This is a genomic window from Granulicella aggregans (assembly GCF_014203275.1).
Classification (GTDB): domain Bacteria; phylum Acidobacteriota; class Terriglobia; order Terriglobales; family Acidobacteriaceae; genus Edaphobacter.
The window spans coordinates 678,636-698,813 of the sequence record NZ_JACHIP010000001.1; the positions used below are offsets into that span (position 1 = coordinate 678,636).

21 protein-coding genes and 1 tRNA gene are annotated in these 20,178 nt (G+C 61.3%); 8 read left to right on the forward strand and 14 right to left on the reverse strand.

Going from position 1 to position 20,178, the window contains the following annotated elements; translation table 11 throughout:
• Positions 1-69 precede the first annotated feature (69 nt).
• A complete protein-coding gene (locus HDF16_RS02850) occupies positions 70-1,311 on the reverse strand; it encodes an MFS transporter (protein ID WP_221312439.1) in 1,242 nt (413 codons plus the stop codon).
• Positions 1,312-1,382: 71 nt separating this feature from the next.
• Positions 1,383-2,384 carry an AraC family transcriptional regulator gene (locus HDF16_RS02855; RefSeq protein ID WP_246408604.1) on the reverse strand — a complete coding sequence of 334 codons (1,002 nt, stop codon included), beginning with the start codon at positions 2,382-2,384 and terminating at the stop codon, positions 1,383-1,385.
• A 105-nt stretch (positions 2,385-2,489) separates the two neighbouring features.
• On the opposite strand from HDF16_RS02855, the gene HDF16_RS02860 reads away from it, so the two are divergent.
• Positions 2,490-3,386 (forward strand): SDR family oxidoreductase, encoded by an 897-nt coding sequence (locus tag HDF16_RS02860; RefSeq protein ID WP_184213638.1) that lies wholly within the window; start codon positions 2,490-2,492, stop codon positions 3,384-3,386.
• Between the two features lie 107 nt (positions 3,387-3,493).
• On the opposite strand, the gene HDF16_RS02865 is transcribed toward HDF16_RS02860, so the two are convergent.
• Positions 3,494-3,570, reverse strand: a tRNA-Met gene (locus HDF16_RS02865).
• A 223-nt stretch (positions 3,571-3,793) separates the two neighbouring features.
• On the opposite strand from HDF16_RS02865, the gene HDF16_RS02870 reads away from it, so the two are divergent.
• Both HDF16_RS02870 and kdsB read left to right on the forward strand, forming a co-directional pair.
• Entirely contained in the window at positions 3,794-4,546 is a 753-nt protein-coding gene (locus HDF16_RS02870; protein ID WP_246408605.1) for a hypothetical protein, read from the forward strand.
• A 4-nt stretch (positions 4,547-4,550) separates the two neighbouring features.
• The gene (gene kdsB, locus HDF16_RS02875; RefSeq protein ID WP_184213639.1) at positions 4,551-5,282 is read left to right on the forward strand and encodes a 3-deoxy-manno-octulosonate cytidylyltransferase; all 732 of its coding nucleotides are present in this window, start codon (positions 4,551-4,553) and stop codon (positions 5,280-5,282) included.
• Positions 5,283-5,304: 22 nt separating this feature from the next.
• Here kdsB and HDF16_RS02880 read toward each other — a convergent pair whose 3' ends face one another.
• Entirely contained in the window at positions 5,305-5,817 is a 513-nt protein-coding gene (locus tag HDF16_RS02880; RefSeq protein WP_221312441.1) for an RICIN domain-containing protein, read from the reverse strand.
• A gap of 246 nt (positions 5,818-6,063) precedes the next feature.
• Here HDF16_RS02880 and HDF16_RS02885 point away from each other — a divergent pair, with 246 nt between their 5' ends.
• On the forward strand, positions 6,064-7,437 hold the full coding sequence (locus HDF16_RS02885) for an ammonium transporter (protein WP_221312442.1): 1,374 nt from the start codon (positions 6,064-6,066) through the stop codon (positions 7,435-7,437).
• Between the two features lie 151 nt (positions 7,438-7,588).
• The gene (locus HDF16_RS02890) at positions 7,589-8,173 is read left to right on the forward strand and encodes a cupin domain-containing protein (RefSeq protein WP_184213642.1); all 585 of its coding nucleotides are present in this window, start codon (positions 7,589-7,591) and stop codon (positions 8,171-8,173) included.
• Here HDF16_RS02890 and HDF16_RS02895 read toward each other — a convergent pair.
• The 8 genes from HDF16_RS02895 to coaD all read right to left on the reverse strand — a co-directional run bounded on the left by HDF16_RS02895 (position 8,170) and on the right by coaD (position 15,227).
• A complete protein-coding gene (locus HDF16_RS02895) occupies positions 8,170-8,829 on the reverse strand; it encodes an HAD-IA family hydrolase (protein ID WP_348641223.1) in 660 nt (219 codons plus the stop codon). The two genes, HDF16_RS02890 and HDF16_RS02895, sit on opposite strands and share 4 nt — an antisense overlap.
• Positions 8,826-9,269 carry a GyrI-like domain-containing protein gene (locus HDF16_RS02900; RefSeq protein WP_184213643.1) on the reverse strand — a complete coding sequence of 148 codons (444 nt, stop codon included), beginning with the start codon at positions 9,267-9,269 and terminating at the stop codon, positions 8,826-8,828. The genes HDF16_RS02895 and HDF16_RS02900 overlap by 4 nt, the downstream gene beginning before the upstream one ends.
• A gap of 2 nt (positions 9,270-9,271) precedes the next feature.
• The gene (locus HDF16_RS02905) at positions 9,272-10,696 is read right to left on the reverse strand and encodes a phosphoglucomutase/phosphomannomutase family protein (RefSeq protein WP_184213644.1); all 1,425 of its coding nucleotides are present in this window, start codon (positions 10,694-10,696) and stop codon (positions 9,272-9,274) included.
• 33 nt (positions 10,697-10,729) lie between these two features.
• The gene (locus HDF16_RS02910; protein ID WP_184213645.1) at positions 10,730-11,881 is read right to left on the reverse strand and encodes a mannose-1-phosphate guanylyltransferase; all 1,152 of its coding nucleotides are present in this window, start codon (positions 11,879-11,881) and stop codon (positions 10,730-10,732) included.
• A 41-nt stretch (positions 11,882-11,922) separates the two neighbouring features.
• Positions 11,923-13,119: a pyridoxal phosphate-dependent aminotransferase gene (locus HDF16_RS02915; RefSeq protein ID WP_184213646.1), complete on the reverse strand. Its 1,197-nt coding sequence runs from the start codon at positions 13,117-13,119 to the stop codon at positions 11,923-11,925.
• Positions 13,120-13,200: 81 nt separating this feature from the next.
• Positions 13,201-14,010, reverse strand: a complete 810-nt coding sequence (locus HDF16_RS02920) for a hypothetical protein (RefSeq protein WP_184213647.1) — start codon at positions 14,008-14,010, stop codon at positions 13,201-13,203.
• A 76-nt stretch (positions 14,011-14,086) separates the two neighbouring features.
• Positions 14,087-14,737, reverse strand: a complete 651-nt coding sequence (locus tag HDF16_RS02925; RefSeq protein ID WP_348641224.1) for a class I SAM-dependent methyltransferase — start codon at positions 14,735-14,737, stop codon at positions 14,087-14,089.
• Complete coding sequence (gene coaD / locus HDF16_RS02930) at positions 14,727-15,227, reverse strand: pantetheine-phosphate adenylyltransferase (RefSeq protein ID WP_184213649.1); 501 nt, start codon at positions 15,225-15,227, stop codon at positions 14,727-14,729. The genes HDF16_RS02925 and coaD overlap by 11 nt, the downstream gene beginning before the upstream one ends.
• A 136-nt stretch (positions 15,228-15,363) precedes the next feature.
• On the opposite strand from coaD, the gene HDF16_RS02935 reads away from it, so the two are divergent.
• The gene (locus tag HDF16_RS02935) at positions 15,364-16,002 is read left to right on the forward strand and encodes an acetate uptake transporter (RefSeq protein ID WP_184213650.1); all 639 of its coding nucleotides are present in this window, start codon (positions 15,364-15,366) and stop codon (positions 16,000-16,002) included.
• Positions 16,003-16,063: 61 nt separating this feature from the next.
• Here the strand turns inward: HDF16_RS02935 and recA are convergent, their stop codons facing one another.
• Positions 16,064-17,134 carry a recombinase RecA gene (gene recA / locus HDF16_RS02940; RefSeq protein WP_184213651.1) on the reverse strand — a complete coding sequence of 357 codons (1,071 nt, stop codon included), beginning with the start codon at positions 17,132-17,134 and terminating at the stop codon, positions 16,064-16,066.
• 194 nt (positions 17,135-17,328) lie between these two features.
• Here recA and HDF16_RS02945 point away from each other — a divergent pair, with 194 nt between their 5' ends.
• Complete coding sequence (locus HDF16_RS02945; protein WP_184213652.1) at positions 17,329-17,646, forward strand: hypothetical protein; 318 nt, start codon at positions 17,329-17,331, stop codon at positions 17,644-17,646.
• Positions 17,647-17,666: 20 nt separating this feature from the next.
• Here the strand turns inward: HDF16_RS02945 and HDF16_RS02950 are convergent, their stop codons facing one another.
• On the reverse strand, positions 17,667-19,268 hold the full coding sequence (locus HDF16_RS02950; RefSeq protein WP_184213653.1) for an FAD-dependent thymidylate synthase: 1,602 nt from the start codon (positions 19,266-19,268) through the stop codon (positions 17,667-17,669).
• A 65-nt stretch (positions 19,269-19,333) separates the two neighbouring features.
• Here HDF16_RS02950 and HDF16_RS02955 point away from each other — a divergent pair, with 65 nt between their 5' ends.
• Positions 19,334-20,146: a YqjF family protein gene (locus HDF16_RS02955; RefSeq protein ID WP_246408606.1), complete on the forward strand. Its 813-nt coding sequence runs from the start codon at positions 19,334-19,336 to the stop codon at positions 20,144-20,146.
• Positions 20,147-20,178 lie beyond the last annotated feature (32 nt).

The following is a 20,178-nucleotide window of genomic DNA, read 5'->3' on the forward strand; positions in this document are numbered from 1 at the left end:
GGTTAGACGTATTCTATCCCCGCCGGGCACCGGTTAGCTCCGGAATTCGTCATTCTGCCTTTTGCTTTGTCATCTTTCGCGAAGGGGAGCATCCGCTTTTACCGCCCGAACGACGGGCCATCGCCACATCGCGAACGCCATCACCGCGCACGCCACCAGGCTTAAACACCCGTCCCACAAATACATCCCAGTCAATCCACTCACTCCGGCAAGCCCCGCGTATGCCCGGCCATCCAGCACACCCATATACAGAATCGGCAGCACTGTCGCCGAGGTCAGCAGGGTGAACTGGGTCGCCGCCAGCGGATTGTCCTTCCCGATCGTCGACAGGCAGATCGCCACTGCGGAAGTAAAACTCAGCGCCTGCACGACATTCTCCGCCATAAACGCGACGGCAAACGCCGCCGGAGTCTTGGGCAGGAGCAGCAGCCCCAACGTAAACAGGCTCCCAACCGTCCCGATCGTCAGATAGAGCGGCAGCGGCTTGACCCACCGGGCGAAGACCGGCAGCAGCAGGCAAACCGTCGCCCCGGCAAACGAGAGCACCGCGCCGCCCATCCGGCTCACAAACGCGTCCGAGGCGTGAAAGTCCCGCGCCACCCCGCCAAGCTGGTTGGTCAGCGCAAACGACCCCGTCGGGGCAAGGAATAGCGCCATCATCCACCACACTTCGCGGCGGGTCAGCAACTGTTTCAAGTCGCGAAACAGCTCCGCAAAGCTCTCCACCGCCGTCCGCCGCCGCACCCCATCCGCCTCAACAGGCAGAGGAATCCATGGAAACACCGCCGCCGGAAGCATCACCAGCAGCCCTAGAAGGACCGCCGCCAAACTCACCGGGAACAGCCGTAGAAACTCGCCCGCCAGCACGGCGATTGCGCCGCCGCCAAGGAAGCTCCCCACCTGCGTCCAGGCTCCCAGCCTCACCGCCTCGTGATTCGACTCGTCGTGCGCGCCCTCCACCACCTGCGGCAGGATCGCCCCCAGCCACCCGCCCAGCGCGTTCGAACTCAGCACCGCCGCTGCATAGGAGATCATCACCGATGCTTCCAGAATGGGCAGGTGCGCCTTCATCACAACAGCAAACGCCAGTCCGAGCCCAGCCAGGATGGCGAACAGGCCCGCATAGAAGCGGCGGCTGAACCTGAGATCGAGCAGCGGCCCCAGCAGGAACACCCAAAATCCCGGCGATAGACACGCAGCGCTAATTGCCGCGATCTTCGCCACGCCGACGCCCTCAGCCGCCAGCAACTGCGGCAGCGGCAACACAATAAAGCCGCCCACCAGACCGAAGGTGGCATTGGACAGCCCCATCAGCCATACAGGAGGCCGTCGTTTGCTTGGTGGCATCCCCTAAGTCTATGGCAGAGTTCGGAGCGGGGGATCTACTTCGCTGGAAGGGAGTTCGGCGTGATCCGCGCATATTGCCTTGAAGAACATCCCATGACCCGGCGAAAAGCCTTGCCGAAGGCGCTCTCCGATTCGTAGCCAAGCGACTGCGCGATGGCAGAGAGGCCATCTGAGGAGTTCTTCAGGCGGTCGGTCGCCAGCACCATCCGCCATCGCGTGAGGTACTCCATCGGCGTACTGCCAACGGTTTCGCGGAAGCGCAGAGCGAAGACCGATCTCGACAGGCCGACGCGTTCGGCCAGCGACTGCAGCGTCCAGCCATAGCCGGGATCGTGGTGCATGCTCGTGATGGCAACGCTCATGTGCTTGTCCGAGAGCGCGGAGAGCCAGCCCTGGCCTGCACTGGCCGTATCCGTCAGATGAAGACGCAGAGCCTGCACCAGCATCATGCAGGCAAGTTGCTGCGTGATCAGCGAGCCGCCGGGTTGAGGATTGCGGAGCTCCTCGCGCATCCGCTCCATCGACCAGCGCATCGTCGCCTTGTCCGATTCGCTGCGAATATGGACGATGGGCGGAAGCGACTGAAGCAGCATCTCGGCATGGCTGCCGGTCAGCGCGAAGTGGCCACCAGCGATGTACCGCGCTCCGACGGTGACACCTGGCGCCTCATTGCGCATGCCGAACTGGGCGATCGCGACGGTGTAGTGGACGGGCTCCAGCGCAAGATCGGTCGCAAGCCGGAACGGCATCCCGCGCGGCAGCAGAAAGCAATCGCCTTCGTTCAGCAGGATAGGCCCAGGTATATCGTCGAATACCAGCCAGCATTGGCCAGCGAGCACGGCATAGCACTTGATTCCCTGGTGCTTCGGGAACTGGATGGCCATGTCGCCGCTCACCGCGAAGCCACCAGAAGAGTAACTTTGCGGCTTCAGCAGGGAGATCACTTCAGAGAGCGGGTCCATCTTTTGATCGGGCCTCTGATCAGGGTTCCGAACGAACTGCGAGACTGGCGAATCTGGGACGATTGGACTGATCATACGGACTTTCAGTATAGATCGTCCGCGATTCGCGACCCATCTATTGAGCTATGAGTGCCGGATCAGGTCCGCCACTCATTCGAGAAGGCAAAGGGAGAGATCATCATGCGTATTTTTGTGACCGGAGCGACAGGGTTCATCGGTTCGGCTCTTATTCCGAAGTTGATAGAGGCGGGGCACAGTGTGCTGGGTTTGACCCGGTCGGAGCCGGGTGCCGAGGCCCTGCGAGCAGCGGGAGTCGACGTGCTTCACGGCAATATCGAAGACCTAGACAGTCTTCGCGAAGGAGCGTCCAAGGCGGACGGCACCATCCACCTTGCCTTCAACCACGACTTTTCGCAGTTCCAGAAGAACTGCGAGGACGACCACAAGGCCATTCTGGCGATGGGTGAGGTATTGCTCGGCTCCAGCCGGCCGTTCGTCATGACCTCAGGTACCGCAATCGCAGCCAACATCGATGGAAAGCCGTCGACGGAGGACGGTCCCACCTTATCCTGGAATCCGCGCGCGGCCTCGGAGGCAGCGGTAAAGGAACTGACCGCTCGTGGATTGAACGCCACGGTGGTCCGGCTGCCGCAGGTGCATGACACTCGCAAGCAGGGTCTAGTCCCCTATGTGACCGCCGTCGCTCGCGAGAAAGGTGTGTCTGCCTACATCGGCGATGGCAGCAATCGCTGGCCTGCGGCGCACATCTCCGACGTGGCACGTCTCTACCACCTGGCGTTCGAAAAGGCGGAGCCGGGCGCGATCTTCCACGCGGTAGACGAAGAGGGCGTGTCGATGAAGGCAATCGCGGAGGCGCTTGGCCGAGGGCTGAAGGTGCCGGTAATCAGCATCAAGCCTGAGGAGGCCGACGCGCACTTCGGATGGCTTGGGCGCTTCGCCGTGCACGATATGCCCTCTTCGAGCGTGCTGACGCAACAGAACCTGAACTGGACGCCGACCGGGCCTGGCCTGATCACCGACCTGGATGGAATGGATTATACGCAGCCGCCCTTCTAAGTTCAACAGCCGCAGAAGATCAAGCGCACCGGTGATGCCTTCGGGCTGCCGGTGCTTTTTTTGTCATGAGCGAGCCCTGAGCAAGAACACTTGGGCTCTTCAAGTCTTGGTGGCGGTGGGCAGAATCGAACTGCCGACCTACGGGTTATGAGTCCGTCGCTCTAACCATCTGAGCTACACCGCCACGGTGTGTTGGGATAAAGGGCTTGATCGCCAGGCGGCCCGACGCAGTGAAAGTCGGGAACCTCGACAATCGCGGGGGATGGAATAACCCTGCGGCCATCTCCGATGATACTTGATTCACCGCGCCCGGTAAATGGCTGCGGGCACCTGTACCCTCGCCGCTGGGTACTCGCCTCAAACCAGCCACTTGCCGCGCCGCTCCCGCAAGGGCATCATGGGAGGACATGCCTGACGCTCCCGCTAAAGCCGGTTCGCCGCAACACTCCGCCGGCGACGCCGCCAGGGCGGTCGCTCACTCCGTCAGCGACACCGTAAATCACGCCATGCATTCCGCCCCGGAGCGCGACCCCGAGCCGCGATGGCCCGCACTGCTCGCTCTCTTCGCCATTGGCGGCCTTCGCCTCGCTCTGCCGGACTCGCTCGCGGTCGGCCCAAACTGGCTGGTGCTGGTTGTCATCGTCGTGCTGATTGTGCCAACGGTCATCGCCCGCCGCATGAGCAACCACACCATGAACCAGGTGCTCGGGTACATCACCAACGCCGTGATCACGCTCGATATGGCCTGGTCGCTGTGGCTGCTTGTGGCCGCGCTCCCCGCGCACAAGGAGAGTCCCGGAGAACTCCTCCGCTCCGCCGCGGCGCTTTGGCTGACCAACATCCTCGTCTTCGCGTCGTGGTACTGGCGACTGGATGGCGGCGGCCCTAATGCGCGCGACCTGCGCGGAGCACACACCGACGGGGCCTTTCTCTTTCCGCAGATGACGCTCGCTCCAGACGCCCGGCGCGATATGGGCGAAGATTCCTGGAGCCCGGGGTTCGTCGACTACCTCTTCATCGCCTTCAACACCAGCACCGCCTTCTCTCCCACCGACTGCCCTGTGCTCTCGCGCTGGGCCAAGGTCCTGATGATGATCCAGGCGATCATCTCCTTTGCGACGGTCGTCCTGCTTGCCGCGCGCGCCGTCAATATTCTGTAAGCACATGCGCGCAACCACCCGCACTCTCGCCGTCATCCCCGCTCGCCTTGCTTCCACGCGGCTGCCGCGCAAGGTGCTGCGCGAGATTGCCGGCCGGCCCATGCTGGCGTGGGTCTACGATGCCGCGCGCGCCTGCCCGCAGCTCGACGAGATCGTGATTGCGACCGACTCGGATGAGGTCTCCGCCCTGTGCGAGAGGAACGGCTGGCCGTTCGAGCGAACATCGCCCGACCTTCCCAGCGGAACGGACCGGGTTCATGCCGTCGCCCAGCTCCACGACGCGGCAATCTACGTCAACATCCAGGCCGATGAGCCGATGCTTACCCCCGGCCACATCTCCGCGCTGCTCGCACCTTTCTCCCAGGCGCATGTGGACGTCACGACGCTGAAGGTCGTCTGTGCGACGGAGAACATCGCCAACCCAAATGCCGTGAAGGTGGTCACGGCGCTAGATGGCAGAGCTCTCTATTTTTCCCGCGCAACCATTCCTTATGACCGGGATGGCAGCGGGTCGGCCACGTATTGGAAGCATATCGGCCTCTATGCCTATCGCAAAGCAGCTTTGAACCATTTCGCGGCTCTGGCTCCGTCGCAGCTTGAGCAGACTGAACGCCTCGAACAACTCCGCCTTCTTGAGAACGGCTTCAACCTCTATATCTCCCCGGTTGAACAGGACACTGTCGGCGTCGATACCGAAGACGATCTTCAGCGGGTCGAAGCTCTTCTCCTCAAGTAGTCACCGGTACGTCGGACTTAGATCACCCCGTAAAGTGGTCAGGCAGATCGACCAGGTGCCACTTCTGCGAGGGCATCTGCTTCCAGGGCGCGACCGTGACACGGAGATCGCCGTGACCGTCGCTGTCCACAGCTGTAAGGACGCCCGCGTTCCCCTGAACTTCGATCTCGTAAAGATCGCCTCCCAATGGAATGAAGTGCAGTGTCTCATTCTGACGCTGTTCGGCGGAGGCAGGCTCCTGAACCAGCGCTTTACTGCCGGAGGTTCGGTCGACCTCAAACGACTTGCTCGTGAAGTAATTGATCAGCCGGACGCCGTCCTGCGAGCTTTCAAACCGCCATGCCATGCACTTCCAGGGCTGATACGGATACAGGACGATGGGTTCGCCGGTTCTGTTGCTCGCATCGCGCGGACGCAGGAAGAGACCGTACTGATCGTTGCGGAGACCATGCGATCCGGCTGGCTGGGCATGGGATGTAGTCTGAGCCGCAAAGAGGCCGGCCGCCAGGAACTGCGCCGCGATGAGTATCACCAAGCCGAATCTCATGCCTCGACTAGAAAACAGCGTCCGACGTTTGTCAAACCGCGTCCATCGCGTAGAGTTAGATACATCCCTGCTTCTTTTGCACTGTCTGCACCCGCCTCCCCGTTCGAGGCAAGCTAGTTGCAGTGGAGATGTATCTTAGTGGTTCATCCAGACTGTAAAGATGGGGGTTCAAAGATGAGGCAGTTGTATCGTGTGGGTCTTCGCAGTTTCGCTGTCCTTTTGGTGATGGGAATTATGCTCTCAGGAAGTTCTTTGCTGGCGCAGGTATCCAGCACTGCGGCCTCTCAGCCCGACCGCCTTGCCGCGCTCGAAAAGGCCTCCGCCGACCAGACCGCTGCAATCGCCGCCGCGCAGACTGCTGGCGACAACGCCTGGATGCTGGTCAGCGCCGCTCTGGTGCTGATGATGAGCGGCCCCGGCCTCGCGCTCTTCTACGGCGGCCTGGTGCGCAAGAAGAACATCCTCGGCACCATGATGCAGACCTTCGCGATGATGGGCGTCATCACCGTGCTGTGGGCTCTGGTGACCTACTCGCTGGCCTTCGGCGAGGGCAACGCCTTCATCGGCGGCCTGCATAACGTCTTCCTCCGGGGAGTCGGCCTCGCACCTGATCTCAAATACGCGGCGACGATCCCGCTGCAGACTTTCATGGTCTACCAGTTGATGTTCGCGATTATTACGCCTGCGCTGATCACGGGTGCCTTCGCCGAGCGCATGAAGTTCTCCGCCATGCTGGTCTTCATGGTGCTGTGGGCGATCTTCATCTACAGCCCGATGGCGCACATGGTCTGGGGCAAGGGTGGCCTGTTGAACGCAAGCCTCGGCGGACGTTTCCCCTGCCTCGACTTCGCGGGCGGCACGGTGGTTCACGTCACCTCGGGCGTTTCGGCGCTGGTGACTGCGCTCTATCTCGGCAAGCGGCTCGGCTACCCGAAGACGGCGATGCCGCCGCACTCGGTCGTGCTCAGCTTCATCGGCGCCTGCCTGCTGTGGGTGGGCTGGTTCGGATTCAACGCGGGTTCAGCACTGGGTGCGGGGACGCTTGCTACGTCTGCCTTCGTTGCCACGCACTTCGGCGCGGCTGCTGCGGCCATCGGCTGGAGCGCGGCAGAGTGGCTCCGCAACGGTCGCTGCTCGGCTCTTGGAGCGATCTCCGGCGCGGTCGCAGGACTCGTCGCCATCACCCCGGCCTCTGGCTTCGTAACGCCGATGTCCGCTCTCTGGATCGGCCTGATCGCCGGCATCTTCTGCTACCTGATGGTGGTGAAGGTGAAGAACATCTTCGGGTATGACGACTCGCTCGACGCCTTCGGCGTTCACGGCGCGGGCGGCACTCTCGGAGCCATCCTTACCGGCGTCTTCGCCAACAGCGCCATCAACCCCATCTTCGGTGCGGGCAAGGCTACCGGGTTCCTCGAAGGCAACAAGGGTCAATTGCTGAACCAGTTCATCGGCGTGGCTATCGCGTGGACGATCTCGATCGTCGGCACGCTGATCATTCTCTTCATCGTCGACAAGCTCATCGGCCTGCGCGTGAGCGAAGAGGACGAGCGTACCGGGCTTGATCTCTCGCAGCATGGAGAAGAGGGCTACGACTGGGCTGCATGATTCGCAAATCATTGTCCTAGCAGAAGAGGAGAGCCAATGGCTCTCCTCTTCTGTTAGGTGGAGTAGTATCCAATCCAAATGGCCAGCAAATATCGTCAACATTTCAGACTGAGGGCCACTACTTCTTAACCTAACGTTCCCGAGGTGACAGATGACTACGTTTAAGCGCCGCTCATTTCTTCGCTTCCTCGCCGCGGCAGTTCCTTCCGGGCTTCTTTCCCGCGAAGCTTTAGCGCAGGCTTCGACAGCGGTTCCATCCCCGGCCGTGGGCGCAAGCGCTCCAGTACTCTCAGGTGGTGATCGCTACGACTTCAAGCGCGTCCTTCCCAACGGCACGACCACCTTCAAGGTCTCCTCCAAAGATTGCGGCGGAGACTTCTTCGCCATGGAGCATCATCACACCAAGAAGGGCGGGCCGCCGCGCCATCTGCACCACGATCAGGACGAGTGGTTCTACGTTCTTGAAGGGGAATACATCGTCGAGGTCGGGACCCAGCTTCATCATTTAAAGGCAGGCGACTCGATCCTTGGCCCGCGCGAAGTCTCCCACGCATTCGCTTTCGTCGGCGAAACGACTGGCCGCTTCCTCATCACCTATGCTCCGGCGGGAAAGATGGAAGAGTTCTTCGACACGCGGGATAGATCGGCGGGAGGACGCACGACCTACGTCAACGACGCGGCGAAGATGAGAGCTTATGGAATGGAGCTTCTGGGGCCGCCACTGTCCGTTACCTAAACCGCATCGAACTCCACTTCCAACCCATCCGCTGTGCTTCGCGCTACAACTCCCGCTAGCGAAGGCACGATCCACGTCGCGGCTTCGAGTTCATCAGCGGTATGCGTCCCCAACACCCCAATCACGCGGCTACCCGCAGCCACGCCCGCGCCAACGCCTGCCGGAGCATCTTCGAAGACGATGCAATCAGCGGGATCAAATCCCAGCAGCTTCGCGCCGGTCATGTAAGGCTCGGGATGCGGCTTGCCGTTGACGACGTCATCGGCGGCGATAATGTGCGCTGGGATCGGAAGCCCCGCCGCCTCCAGCCTTCCGAGGAGCAATCGACGCGTCGCAGAGGTCACGATCGACCAGCGCTCCGGTGGCAGCGACTCCAACAACTCCCGCGCACCGGGGAGGACTTTCAGGTCGGCGGTATCGACGATCTCGATCTCTTCAATCTCGCGCAAGCCAGCGAGCACGCCCGCTTCGTCAAGGTCGGGCCGAAGCTCGCGGATGATGTCGATTGCGCGCTTGCCGTGCGGAACCTCATACGTCTCCCATCCTGGGATGCCGTACTCTTTCGTCCAGATGCGCCAACTGCGAACCACCGAACCGATCGAGCTGATGAGCACGCCGTCCATATCGAACAGCAGCCCCTGCGTTGCAATCTTCACCGAACCCCCACATTCACCGTAATGCCCTCCGCAGCGCCGTAACGATCGAAGTCGGCTTGATAGCTGCGGTCCAAATCCTCTGAGGGCGTTGCCCAGATCTCTTCCCAGGTCGCGAAGACCGGGTTCGGTCGCTCGTAAGGCCGCTTGTAGACGGCGAACTTCCCTGCCTCGATGCGTACGGCCTTCATGCCTTCAACCGCAGGCGTCCCCTCGGCAACCTCGCATCCGATCACCACCGTATACGGTTGCGTGTGGTCGCCCTCGTACTCACAATAGACGCAGCAGTGCATGTCGTTCAGCCGCGCTTCAACGATCTTGTGGTCGCCCATGGCGTGAAACCTGCGCCATAGATCGCCAAGCTTATTCAGCTCGGCATTCGAGAGACGTGTATGGATGCCCATCACGGTCATGCCCGGCAATTCGTTTAACTCATAGCTCATGTCTACGCTCCGCTTAAAACGAAGGCTTTGGCGGCGGCCAGGACCTGCGCGACCGACTCTACCGAGCAGCTCTCGCAATAGACCCGAAGCAGCGGCTCGGTCCCCGAGGCGCGAAGTAACAACCATGTCTCTGCCGCGTTCGGCTTCCCGGAGCAGGCGGGGTTTTCGAGGAAAAACTTGATGCCGTCGAGCGCCTCCGTCTTCAGCACCTTCAGGCCTGCGATCTCGGTAACTCCTGCCTTCGCACGCGCAATCGCCGACTGCTTCAGTTCCTCGGTGATGTGCATATCGATGCGATCGTACTGATGCTCACCGAACTCCTCCTGCAAGGCGGCGACAAGTTGGCCGAGGGTCTTTTTCTCTTCGGCCATCACGTTCGCCAGCAGCAGCGAGTTCAGCAGCCCATCGCGCTCCGGCAGGTGTTTGCTGATGCCTACGCCGCCCGACTCTTCGCCACCGATAAGAATCTCTTTCTCGAGCATCAGGTCGCAGACGTACTTGAAGCCGATGCCGTGCTCATGCAGCGTGCGGCCGTACTTCGCAGCGATGCGGTCGAGCATCTTTGTCGTATTGAACGCGCGGGTCACGTCGCCGGGCCAACCCTTGCGATCGAGCAGCCACTTCAGCAGGATGGAGAAGATCTTGTGCGCGTCGACGACGTTGCCGTTCTCATCGACCGCACCGATGCGGTCGGCATCGCCATCGGTGATGAAGCCCGCGTCGCACTTCTCTTCAACCACCTTCACCTGCGTGGCCTTAATGTGCGGAAGGATCGGCTCGGGGTTGATGCCCGGAAACGCAGGATTGATCTCATTGCGCATCTCGACGAACGGGATGCCCGCCTTGGTGAAGATGCCCGCGATCACGCCGCGGCCGGCGCCGTACATGGTGTCGATAAGGAACTTGTAGCCGGACGCCTTGATCGCATCGAGGTCGACGAACTTCGTGATCGCCGCGATGTAGACCTCGTTGAAGTCGACCTCTTCGATCTTGCCCGCGATGGGCGCGAGGTCGAGCGGTTCATCGAGATAGCCTTCAATCGCGGAGATGATCGAGGGTTTGCCCGATCCACCATAACTGGCCTTGTACTTCACGCCATTCCACTCCGCCGGATTGTGGCTTGAGGTAATCATCACGCCGCCTGCCGCGCCGCGCTCGCGCACTGCGTACGAGAGAGCGGGAGTCGGCGTGATGCCGTTCGCAAGCTGGACAGGAATGCCCGCGTTTGAAAGCACTTCAGCGACAACCTTGGCGAATGACTTCGAGCCGAAGCGCGTGTCGTAGCCGATGCAGACGCCGTGCGAGGCGTCCTCCTGTTTGATCACGTAGTGCGCAATGGCAGAGGCCGCCACGCGCACATTGGCGTAGGTAAAGTCATCGGCGATGATGCCGCGCCAGCCGTCGGTCCCAAACTTGACCACACCCATCCGTCAGCTTCTCCTAAGTTCTTTGCAGCGTGTTCAGATCAACTCGTGTCGGTCGCTGTCGTGAAGCGCGCGAACCACCTTGCTCACATCCTGCGAGCGATCGCGGGTCGTGATGAGCAAAGCATCGGGAGTCTCCACGACGACCAGGTCGTCGACGCCCAGAAGCGCGACCATCTTGCCCGGAGCGTAGACGTAGTTACCGGAGGACTCGATGGCGACGATGCCGGTGGTTGCGCCGTCGAGCACATTGTCAGCCTCGGCTTCGCCGAGATGTTCATGCAGCGATGCCCAGGATCCGAGATCGTTCCAGCCGAAGTCCGCGGGCAGGCAGTAGATGCCGGACTTGTGTTCGCCTTTGGCGGAGCGGCGTTCGAGCACGGCGTAATCGATGGAGATGTTCTCGCACTTCGGATACTGCTCGGCAAAGACACGCGCGAAGTTGGGCGTGCCGTAAGCCGCTGCGATCTCTTGAAGGATCGGAGCCATCTCGGGCGAGTGTTCGCGGATGGCGTAGACCAGCGTGCGCGCGCTCCAGAGAAAGATTCCGCCATTCCAGGCGAAGTTCCCCGCCGCAAGAAAACGCTCCGCAGTGTGGCGGTCAGGTTTCTCGCGGAAGCGCTTTACGCGGGCGATTTTGATGGGAACACCACCGGAGGCGGAGTCAGCCTCGGCCACAACGTCCCCTTGCTCGATGTATCCGTAGCCGGTCTCCGGACGCGTAGGAGGAACGCCAAGAACGACGATGTTCTCGCCGTCTGCCGCGATCTCAATACCTGCCTGAAGAACCTGGGCAAAGCGCTTGCCGTTCTCCACGACATGGTCCGAGGGGAAGACACCCAACACGGTATCAGGAGCGGAGTTGAAGAGCAGAAACGCAGTCAAAGCGCAGGCCGGAGCGGTGTTGCGTGCCGCAGGTTCGCTCAGGATGTGTTCGGAGAGGACGTTGGGCAGTTGCTCGGCGATGGTCTTGTCGAGCAGGCTATTGGTGACAACCCAGACATCTGCAGGATTGGCTAGTGGAAGGAGGCGAGTCAGCGTCTGCTGAATCATCGTCTGCTCACCATCGAGCGCCAGCACCTGCTTGGCGCGGGCACGGCGACTGCGCGGCCAGAATCGTGTCCCGCTGCCACCCGCAAGAATCACGGGCGCGAATCGCGGTGTTTCTGCTTTCGTTCGACTCGGCATAACCCTCTATCTAAAGAAATCAGAAACGCGCCTGCCAGAGCCTACGCAAGCTTGGCGAAGTACTCGCGCATACGCTTCACGCCTTCGTCGATGACATCGCCGGAGACGGCGTAGGAGAGACGAATGTGCTCGCTGGTTCCGAAGGCCTCGCCCGGGACGACGACGACGTGCGCCTCGCTCAGCAGCTTTGCCGCGAGGTCGGTCGCGGACGTGACGCCGCCCTTGCCGATGAACTTGCTGATGTTCGGGTACACATAGAACGCGCCTTCAGGAACCGTGCAGGTAAGACCAGGGATGGTCTTGAAGCCTTCGAGCACGCGGTCGCGCAGCTTGATGTAATCCGCGCGCATCTCGCCGACGCACTCCTGCGATCCATGAACGGCAGCAATCGAAGCGCGCTGCACCATGCTGGCGGCGTTTGAGGTGCTCTGCGACTGCAGCTTGCTCATCGCTCCGATGATCTGCTTCGGACCGAGCGCGAAGCCCGCGCGCCAGCCGGTCATCGCGTAGGTCTTCGACAGCGATCCCAGAATGACTACATGGTCTTTGCAATCGGTGAACGATCCGCCGCTGACGATCTCGCCGGTGAAGTTCAGGTAGACGTAGCACTCGTCGAGCAGGACGTAGATCTCGTTCTTGTGCGCGAGGCGAACGATGGCCTCCAGATCGGCAGGCGATACAACCGCGCCCGAAGGATTCGAAGGCGTGTTCAGGATGATGGCCTTGGTGCGCGGTGTGATGGCCGCTTCGATCATCTTGGCGGTGATGCGGAAGTTCTCGTCTTCGCGGCTCTCGACGGGGACGACGACGCCGCCAGCGTACTGGATGATGTCCTTGAACGAGACCCAGTAGGGGACAGGGAGAATGACCTCGTCACCGTGATCAACCAGCACCTGGATGGCGTTGAAGAGAGCAAGTTTGCCACCGGTGGTGAAGACGCACTCTTCCGGCGTGTAGTTCGAGCCGAAGTCGCAGGCGTGGCGATCGACGATGGCCTTGCGTACTTCGGGGATGCCGGCGACGGCGGTGTAGCGCGTGAAGTTCTTCTCGATGGCGTCGATGGCCGCGTCCTTGATGTGACGGGGCGTGGCAAAGTGCGGCTCGCCTGCGCCGAAGTCGGAAAGATTGACACCTTCGGACTTCAGCTTCAACGCTGCCGCGGTAATGGCCATGGTGGCCGAGACTTCAATCCGGTTGATCCGGTCCGTCAACACCTTTACTGCCGTCGCTGTGCTCATAGCTTCTAGTCTTTCAGATTTGGACGGCAAGATAAAGCCTTCCGGATGATTTGCCGGACCCAGGTGCCAACATGCTGAAGACTAGGGATGGCGGGTCAGCAGGCCGGTGCCGGAGTCGGGGCCGCAGGAACCGGTCAGAGTCCAGTTCGTCACGGTCAGGGTGTTGGCGTCGCTGGAGAATGTCCCGGTGGCTGTGACCGAGTTCTGGGTCGACGGATCGGCGTAGGTCTGGGTAAAGCTGCCACCGGTTACCTGGGCGTTCGAGACGGTGACGGGGCTGGAGAAGCAGGGATTGTTGGGGAAGGTTCCCGAACCGCTCAACTGAAAGTTTCCGGTCGTATCGGACTCCGGGGTCTGAGTCAGGTTGGCGGTGATGTCGATGACGTGGCCGCCGGCGTCAGAGAAGCTGCCCGCGTAGGTTCCGGTTACTGAACTGAAGGCCTGAGCCGATGCCGTGACTGGCGCGGAGAGGGCGCAGGTGCCGCCGGTGACGTTGTAGGTGGTGCCGGTGAGGGATTTGTTATCCTCGGCAACGTTGCCCGAGATGGTGAGTGTGCCGCCAGCCAGTGAGCCGGTGAGCGTGAGTACATTCTTGGTGTCAGCGTGGCCGGTGAGCGAGATAGCAGTAGCCTGGTTGACGCATGCGCCTGCCGAAGCCGCGTGGAAGATGCCGGTGACCGAGACCGCAGAACCCGTTAGTTCGCCCGAAAGCATGGGCAGTTTCATCGCCGTCGTGGACATGGACGAGACCTGCCAGTTACCCGTCAGCGCGTTGGCTGAAGTACCGGAGAGCGGAGCGAGCGAGCTCGAACATCCCACCAGGAAGAATGCCAGGAGAAGCAGAATGTGCGTGGCAACTGCAAGGTGAGAGACACTTCGAGTGGATTGCATGGGGACTCCGGCCAGGGATCGAATCGTTCGATCCAGATTGACAGCCATCCCAACGATTGTGGATACAACGGAAGCGTCAGACCTGGCGTGAAACGCGGCGTTTGCGCAGCACCCAGGTGGTCATGCAGCGGTGGTCCTGCACGATGGTCGTCTTGAGCGGGTCGACCAGGACGGCGTCGAGCTCCGCAGTCAGATCGAGCAGCATCTGTTCGTCCACCAGGAACCACTCGGAACCGTCGCCGATCCGGTAGATATCTTTGCGGACCTGCGGAAAGCTCATGCCGATACGGGAACCGATTCGGGTGAAGAGCATTCCTCCCGGTCGGAGAACGCGCCAGAGCTCGGACAGCATGTCGTGGAAGTGGCGCTCGTCGCGGGCGAAGTGCAGGACGGAGTTGCAGATTACGACCTCGGCAAAGTCGTCCGGGAAGGGCATTTGCTCAATCGCGGAGACCTGGAAGTTCTGCGCTGGAAGCTGCGGGGCAAGGATCGCGGCAAGCTGGCGGACGTGATCAACGCCTTCGGGGCTGGCATCGACGGCGAAGACGTCACAGCCTTCTCGCAGCAGGTGGACGAGATTACGGCCATAGCCGCAGCCGGCATCGACGATCCGCATGCCGGGAGCGATGTTGCCGCGCAGAATCTGATCGAAGACGTAGATGTCGATCTGGCCGAACTGCTCCTGAAGAGTCATCCTGGCAGGCGAAGCGGAGGGCTCAATCTTCACGCGGAGTCACTGTCTTGGCTTTGAGACGTTCGACAACCAGCGGCGGGACGAGCGCGGTGACATCGCCGCCGAGTTGGAAGACTCCCTTGATGAGCCGCGAACTTACGTAGGTGTACTTTTCCGCCGGCATCATGAAGAGCGTTTCGAGCTCGGGGTCGAGCTTGCGGTTCATCATGGCCATCTGGAACTCGTACTCGTAGTCGCTGATGGCACGGATGCCGCGCAGGACGGCCTTCGCTCCCTGCTGCCGGGCGAAGTCCACCAAGAGGCCGTTGAAGGTGGTCACGGAGACGTTGCCGAAGCCACTGACCGCCTCGCGGATCATCTCTTCGCGCTCGGGGACGGTAAACAGCGGCGTTCCCTTCTCGCTGTTGCGAAGGATCGCGACGACAAGCTCGTCAACGATCTTCGAGCCCCGCGCGATCAGGTCAAGATGCCCATTGGTAAGTGGATCGAAGGTGCCCGGATAGATCGCCTTGACGGTATGCATGTCAGTTGAAGCATATCGTGGTTTGATGAACGGACGTGCAAGCGGGGAACCTGGTGAAAATTCACGGGACAAGCTCCCTGCGAAGTGAGTACCATGGCGCGAAATCTAACTTCCGCGACTAAAGGAATTAAAATTCATGGCAAGTCTCTCGGAGTACCCGGCGGGGTCTCCCTCTTCTCAACTGGTGTTGGCTCCGAAGATCGCCAATCCCGGCCCTCTGGGACTCGCCGGCTTCGGACTGACCACCGTCGTTCTCAGTTGCATTAATGCAGGCATTCTCCCGAAAGAAGCAGTGCCGGTGGTCGTGCCGCTGGCCTTCGCCTATGGAGGCGTCGCTCAACTGATTGCCGGGGTGCTGGAGTTCCGCGTCGGCAACACCTTCGGCATGGTCGCCTTCACTTCGTATGGACTCTTCTGGTGGTGGTTTGCGCTGTTGCAGTGGACAGTCGGCGCGGGATGGATCAAGCCGCCAGCGCCCGTCGGCATCGCGTGCGTGCTGCTGATGTGGGGAGTCTTCACCTTCCTGATGTGGATCGTGACCTTCCGCTCGAACAAAGCGGTCTGGAGCATCTTCCTTCTGCTTTGGATCACTTTCTTCCTGTTGGCTGCGGGTGATGCAGGCTGGAATACTGCCAGCTTCAGCTTCTCGCAGGTTGGCGGGTACTTCGGGCTGGTGACCGGCATTGACGCGTTGGTGGTTGCGTTCATCGAGGTGCTGAACATCACGGCTGGACGAACGGTGATCGGGTTGGGTAGGCCCTTCATCGGCGCGTAATTTCGGACAGCAAGAAGGGGCGACCGCTCGCACAGTCGCCCCTTTTCCTACATTCCGACGGCTATTTCTTGCTCTTGATCACTTCCGCCGCAACCGCCGCTCCATTAGCCGGGGCTGCAGGAACATCGGCAGGGACAGCCGCGCCAATGTTCAACTTCTTGCGGACCTCGGCGTCGATGCGCCCGAAGACGTCTTTGTTCTCCTTGAGGAAGTTGCGGACGTTCTCGCGGCCCTGACCGATGCGCTCGCCCTGGTAACTGTACCAGGCTCCGCTCTTGTCCACGATGTTGTGCAGCACGGCGAGATCGAGCCCATCGCCTTCGCGTGAGATGCCTTCACCGTAGAGGATGTCGAACTCGGCGTCGCGGAACGGAGCAGCCACCTTGTTCTTCACCACCTTGATTTTGGTGCGGGAGCCGACGACTACATCGCCTTCTTTGACAGCGCCAATTCGGCGGATGTCGATACGCATGGAGGAATAAAACTTAAGTGCGCGACCGCCGGTCGTAGTCTCCGGATTGCCAAACATGACGCCGATCTTGTCGCGGATCTGGTTGATGAAGATCAGGCAGGTGCGCGACTTCGAGACAGTTCCGGTCAGTTTGCGGAGCGCCTGGCTCATCAAACGGGCTTGTAGGCCCATGTGGGAGTCGCCCATCTCGCCGTCGAGTTCTGCCTTAGGCACGAGCGCCGCGACCGAGTCGACCACCAGCACGTCGATGGCGTTCGAGCGGACCAGAGCCTCGACGATCTCGAGCGCCTGTTCGCCGTAGTCTGGCTGCGAGATCAGCAGGTTGTCGATGTCGACACCAAGTTTGCGGGCGTAGGCCGGGTCAAGCGCGTGCTCTGCGTCTACAAACGCAGCAAGGCCGCCGGCCTTCTGCGCCTCGGCGATGATCTGCAACGTAATCGTCGTCTTACCCGAGGATTCAGGGCCAAAGATCTCAATGACGCGTCCGCGCGGAACTCCGCCCACGCCGAGTGCGGCGTCGAATGAGATCGCCCCTGTCGAGATGACGGAGATCGGGACGATCGCCTCCTTCGATCCCAGGCGCATCACCGAGCCCTTGCCAAACTGTTTTTCGAGCTGTGAAAGCGCGGTCTCTATAGCTTTGCTGCGGTCGTCTGCCACGTGAACACTCCAATTTTGAACGTCGTTTTCTGACGTCATCGGATTCTAGCACCGAAACGGGAAAAGGCAAAGAAAAGGCGAATTCGAGCGCACTCATTCTTGACGGTGTTGGGCTACAGAAGATGAAGTTTTTCTAACTCCGACCGATATATAGCTCGAAGAGGAAGTAAGAACCACCTAAGGCAGGTCCTCCCATGAGCATCAGCATCTCTCCAGTCGCCGTCGTCACTCCAGTCTTCCCGTCGGACAGCGATTCTTCGTCGACAACCGCAGCGGCGAAGACCCCGCCACCGCCGCCCCCACCTCCGCCACCCCCACCGCCAACCGACACGGTGGAACTCTCACTCTCCGCCAATATCAAAGTGCTGCAGGGTCAGGGTGACAGCATCACCGAGATCGCCTACACGCTCGGCGTTCCGTTGCAGACGGTATCGGTCGACCTTGGTACGGCGCTGCTCGAAGCAAGCGTCGCCTCGGCACCGACGATTCCGGCGTCTGTCTCGGGAGTCTAGATCACACCGAGGCGCTGCCGTCAGCGCCGGAGCAGGTCGACGGGCTGATTCACGTCTTCGATGCGGAAGTATCCGGCCAGCGACGGGTGACGTCTGGCCACCGCAAGATACATCTCCCAGGCCACGCGGCGATAGCTAAAATGACCGGCGACGCCGGAACGAAGCTCTGCGATGTAGAGCGCTTCGGCAAAGTCCATCTTGAAGAGCGAGCGACAGCGGACACCCAGTGGGAGCGCATACTGCGCGGACTGGGCGCCCTCCGGCTCGCTGCTCTTCTTTAAGCGCCTGTAGCAACGCAACGCCGCGTCCATGGCTTCCACGTACGCCGTTTCCAGGCCGGCCTGGGCCAGCGTAGGCTGCCCGGGACACTCCGGCGTCTCGTATCCGTGCAGGTCGGTGTACTCCTGTAGCAGCTGCACACAGCGGCGATGGCGGTGCATGTCGCGGAATCCGCCAATATCCATCAAAATGTCGAAGCGCAGCCCGTGGCCAGAGTGGAATGACCGGGAGAGTTCATCGTGGCGACCGCGATGCGCCGCGCCCAAAGCCACGAGTTCGTCCCGTCGCGCGACGCTCAGGCCTTCGACCTCGGCGCGAAGCTGGCGGTACGGATAGTGGCAGTGCGGATAGAGCAGCGACGTGGCAATCTCGACTTCGAGCGACTCGCCGTCTTCGATCAGGTCCACCACTGGAGCAGCGGCAATCGCCTTGCCGGCCAACAGTTCGCTGGCGGCAACTCTCAACTCTGCACGCGAGTTCGAAATGTAGTCGGATGGGTTGGCGTACTTCACCAGCGTCGGCGCTGTCTTTACCGGGCGGAGAACGCGATTGCCAAGAAGCTGAGCGGCGGCGGCATCGGTCTCACGAAGATCGTCGATCAACGGCTGAAGCTCGCTGTGCTGCACGTTCCAGGCTGGTTCAGAGGCGGCGATTCGAAGCTTCTCGGCAATCTCGCGGATCTCTGCAAACTCACTTGTGAGGAGGCGCGAGACCTGGGTCTCCAGCGTGCGCGCGTTCACGATCTGTCCTAGCGAAGTGTTGGTGGCAAGGGGGAGAAGGTAGCGCGCGACATCGAATGCCCGGGCCTTCAGGGTGCGTTCGTAGGCATCGGGCTTCATCGCGTCCGGCCGGGTGATGGCAGACTTCAAGGCCTCCAGCATGCCGCGCGAGATCCCGTCGTATGCGGCGAACGACGCTTCGATCGCGGCAGTGAATACTGGGGTCGCCTCGCCAAACGGAGGCGTATACCAGCCTGACTTGCGAAAGTCCTGATAGCGCGTCGAGCGCTCCTGGCCGTCCCATCGCTGCTCGTCGACCAGCGCGATCGCGGCCAGAAGGCTCAGCCGTTCGATGGCGAAGGGGATGTGGGCGAGGTCGGCGATGGAGCGGTGGCCGTACTGAAAGTAAAAAGTGTTGAGGAACTGCTCGGCACGCTGCGAGTCGATCTCCGCGAGTGACTCACGCATCGAGAGCGAAGATCGGGAGTACTTCGCCATGGCATATGCGAGCACCTCGGGGTCGGCTCCGTGGATCGCGTATACGTCGGTGACGTTCTGTTTTAGTTCGCTTGTTGCTGGTCCGCCCGTGTGCGGCGCTACGGATTGGATCTGTTCTTGTGACATGGTCGAAGGACAGGATACGTTATTCGCAGCGGTGGATGATCGGTCGCATCACAAGAGATGTGGCCATGGATCAAGAGATGGACGCGGAACAGAGACCTACCGGCACGCTCGACGAGACGGCCCACCGGCCATTTCCGCTGCCCGATCGCGCCTGGACCATGACGCAGAACTGGAATGACCTGCTCTTCGCGCACTGGCCGATTGCGCCGGCGACCATCGCAGCGCTGATTCCACCCGGCCTCGATCTTGATACCTTCGACGACTTTGCCTGGGTCGGCGTGGTGCCTTTCTGGATGGATGGCATCCGGCATCGCATTCCGGGACGCGCCGGACGCGACCTGGCCATCCCGATGGTCGAGACATTCCCCGAGTTGAACCTTCGCACTTACGTCCGCTCACGGCTGACCGGCCGCGCGGGCGTCTTCTTCTTCTCGCTCGACGCCGCCAGCCTGCTTGCGGTGATTGGAGCCAGGACGATCTTCCACCTTCCCTATTACTTCGCAAACATGGTCCGGGAGACGGCCGCTGACGGCACCGTGCGCTACAAGAGCCGCCGTCTGCTGACCTCCGGCGATGTCAGCTTCCAGGCGACTTACCGCGGGCTGGGTAGACCGGCCGACGCGATCCCCAGCCAGCCGGGCACGCTCGAGCACTTCCTTACCGAGAGGTACTGCCTCTTCACCAGCTTTCGCGGCCGGATATTGGTGGGCAACATCCACCACAAGCCGTGGCCGCTGGAGGCTGCGGAGGCCGAGATTCGCACCAACCGCATCGCGCCGGCGCATGGGTTGGTGTTGCCAAGTCGGCCACCTGTCCTCCACTTCTCCCGACGGCTGCAGGTGTACATCTGGCCGCTTGAGGCGGATGGCTCCGTATAATTCTTAGGTCGGCTTCAGCCAGAACAAGGCAC

Coding starts and splice junctions, on each gene's coding strand:
- HDF16_RS02905 (WP_184213644.1), bottom strand. CDS start 10,696: ATGGGTGTGGTCAAGTTTGGGACCGACGGCTGGCGCGGCATCATCGCC.
- HDF16_RS02885 (WP_221312442.1), top strand. CDS start 6,064: ATGCTCTCAGGAAGTTCTTTGCTGGCGCAGGTATCCAGCACTGCGGCC.
- HDF16_RS02950 (WP_184213653.1), bottom strand. CDS start 19,268: ATGTCACAAGAACAGATCCAATCCGTAGCGCCGCACACGGGCGGACCA.
- coaD (WP_184213649.1), bottom strand. CDS start 15,227: ATGCATACCGTCAAGGCGATCTATCCGGGCACCTTCGATCCACTTACC.
- HDF16_RS02920 (WP_184213647.1), bottom strand. CDS start 14,010: ATGCAATCCACTCGAAGTGTCTCTCACCTTGCAGTTGCCACGCACATT.
- HDF16_RS02935 (WP_184213650.1), top strand. CDS start 15,364: ATGGCAAGTCTCTCGGAGTACCCGGCGGGGTCTCCCTCTTCTCAACTG.
- HDF16_RS02955 (WP_246408606.1), top strand. CDS start 19,334: ATGGATCAAGAGATGGACGCGGAACAGAGACCTACCGGCACGCTCGAC.
- HDF16_RS02900 (WP_184213643.1), bottom strand. CDS start 9,269: ATGAGCTATGAGTTAAACGAATTGCCGGGCATGACCGTGATGGGCATC.
- HDF16_RS02890 (WP_184213642.1), top strand. CDS start 7,589: ATGACTACGTTTAAGCGCCGCTCATTTCTTCGCTTCCTCGCCGCGGCA.
- HDF16_RS02915 (WP_184213646.1), bottom strand. CDS start 13,119: ATGAGCACAGCGACGGCAGTAAAGGTGTTGACGGACCGGATCAACCGG.
- HDF16_RS02860 (WP_184213638.1), top strand. CDS start 2,490: ATGCGTATTTTTGTGACCGGAGCGACAGGGTTCATCGGTTCGGCTCTT.
- kdsB (WP_184213639.1), top strand. CDS start 4,551: ATGCGCGCAACCACCCGCACTCTCGCCGTCATCCCCGCTCGCCTTGCT.
- HDF16_RS02910 (WP_184213645.1), bottom strand. CDS start 11,881: ATGCCGAGTCGAACGAAAGCAGAAACACCGCGATTCGCGCCCGTGATT.
- HDF16_RS02945 (WP_184213652.1), top strand. CDS start 17,329: ATGAGCATCAGCATCTCTCCAGTCGCCGTCGTCACTCCAGTCTTCCCG.
- HDF16_RS02855 (WP_246408604.1), bottom strand. CDS start 2,384: ATGATCAGTCCAATCGTCCCAGATTCGCCAGTCTCGCAGTTCGTTCGG.
- HDF16_RS02870 (WP_246408605.1), top strand. CDS start 3,794: ATGCCTGACGCTCCCGCTAAAGCCGGTTCGCCGCAACACTCCGCCGGC.
- HDF16_RS02850 (WP_221312439.1), bottom strand. CDS start 1,311: ATGGGGCTGTCCAATGCCACCTTCGGTCTGGTGGGCGGCTTTATTGTG.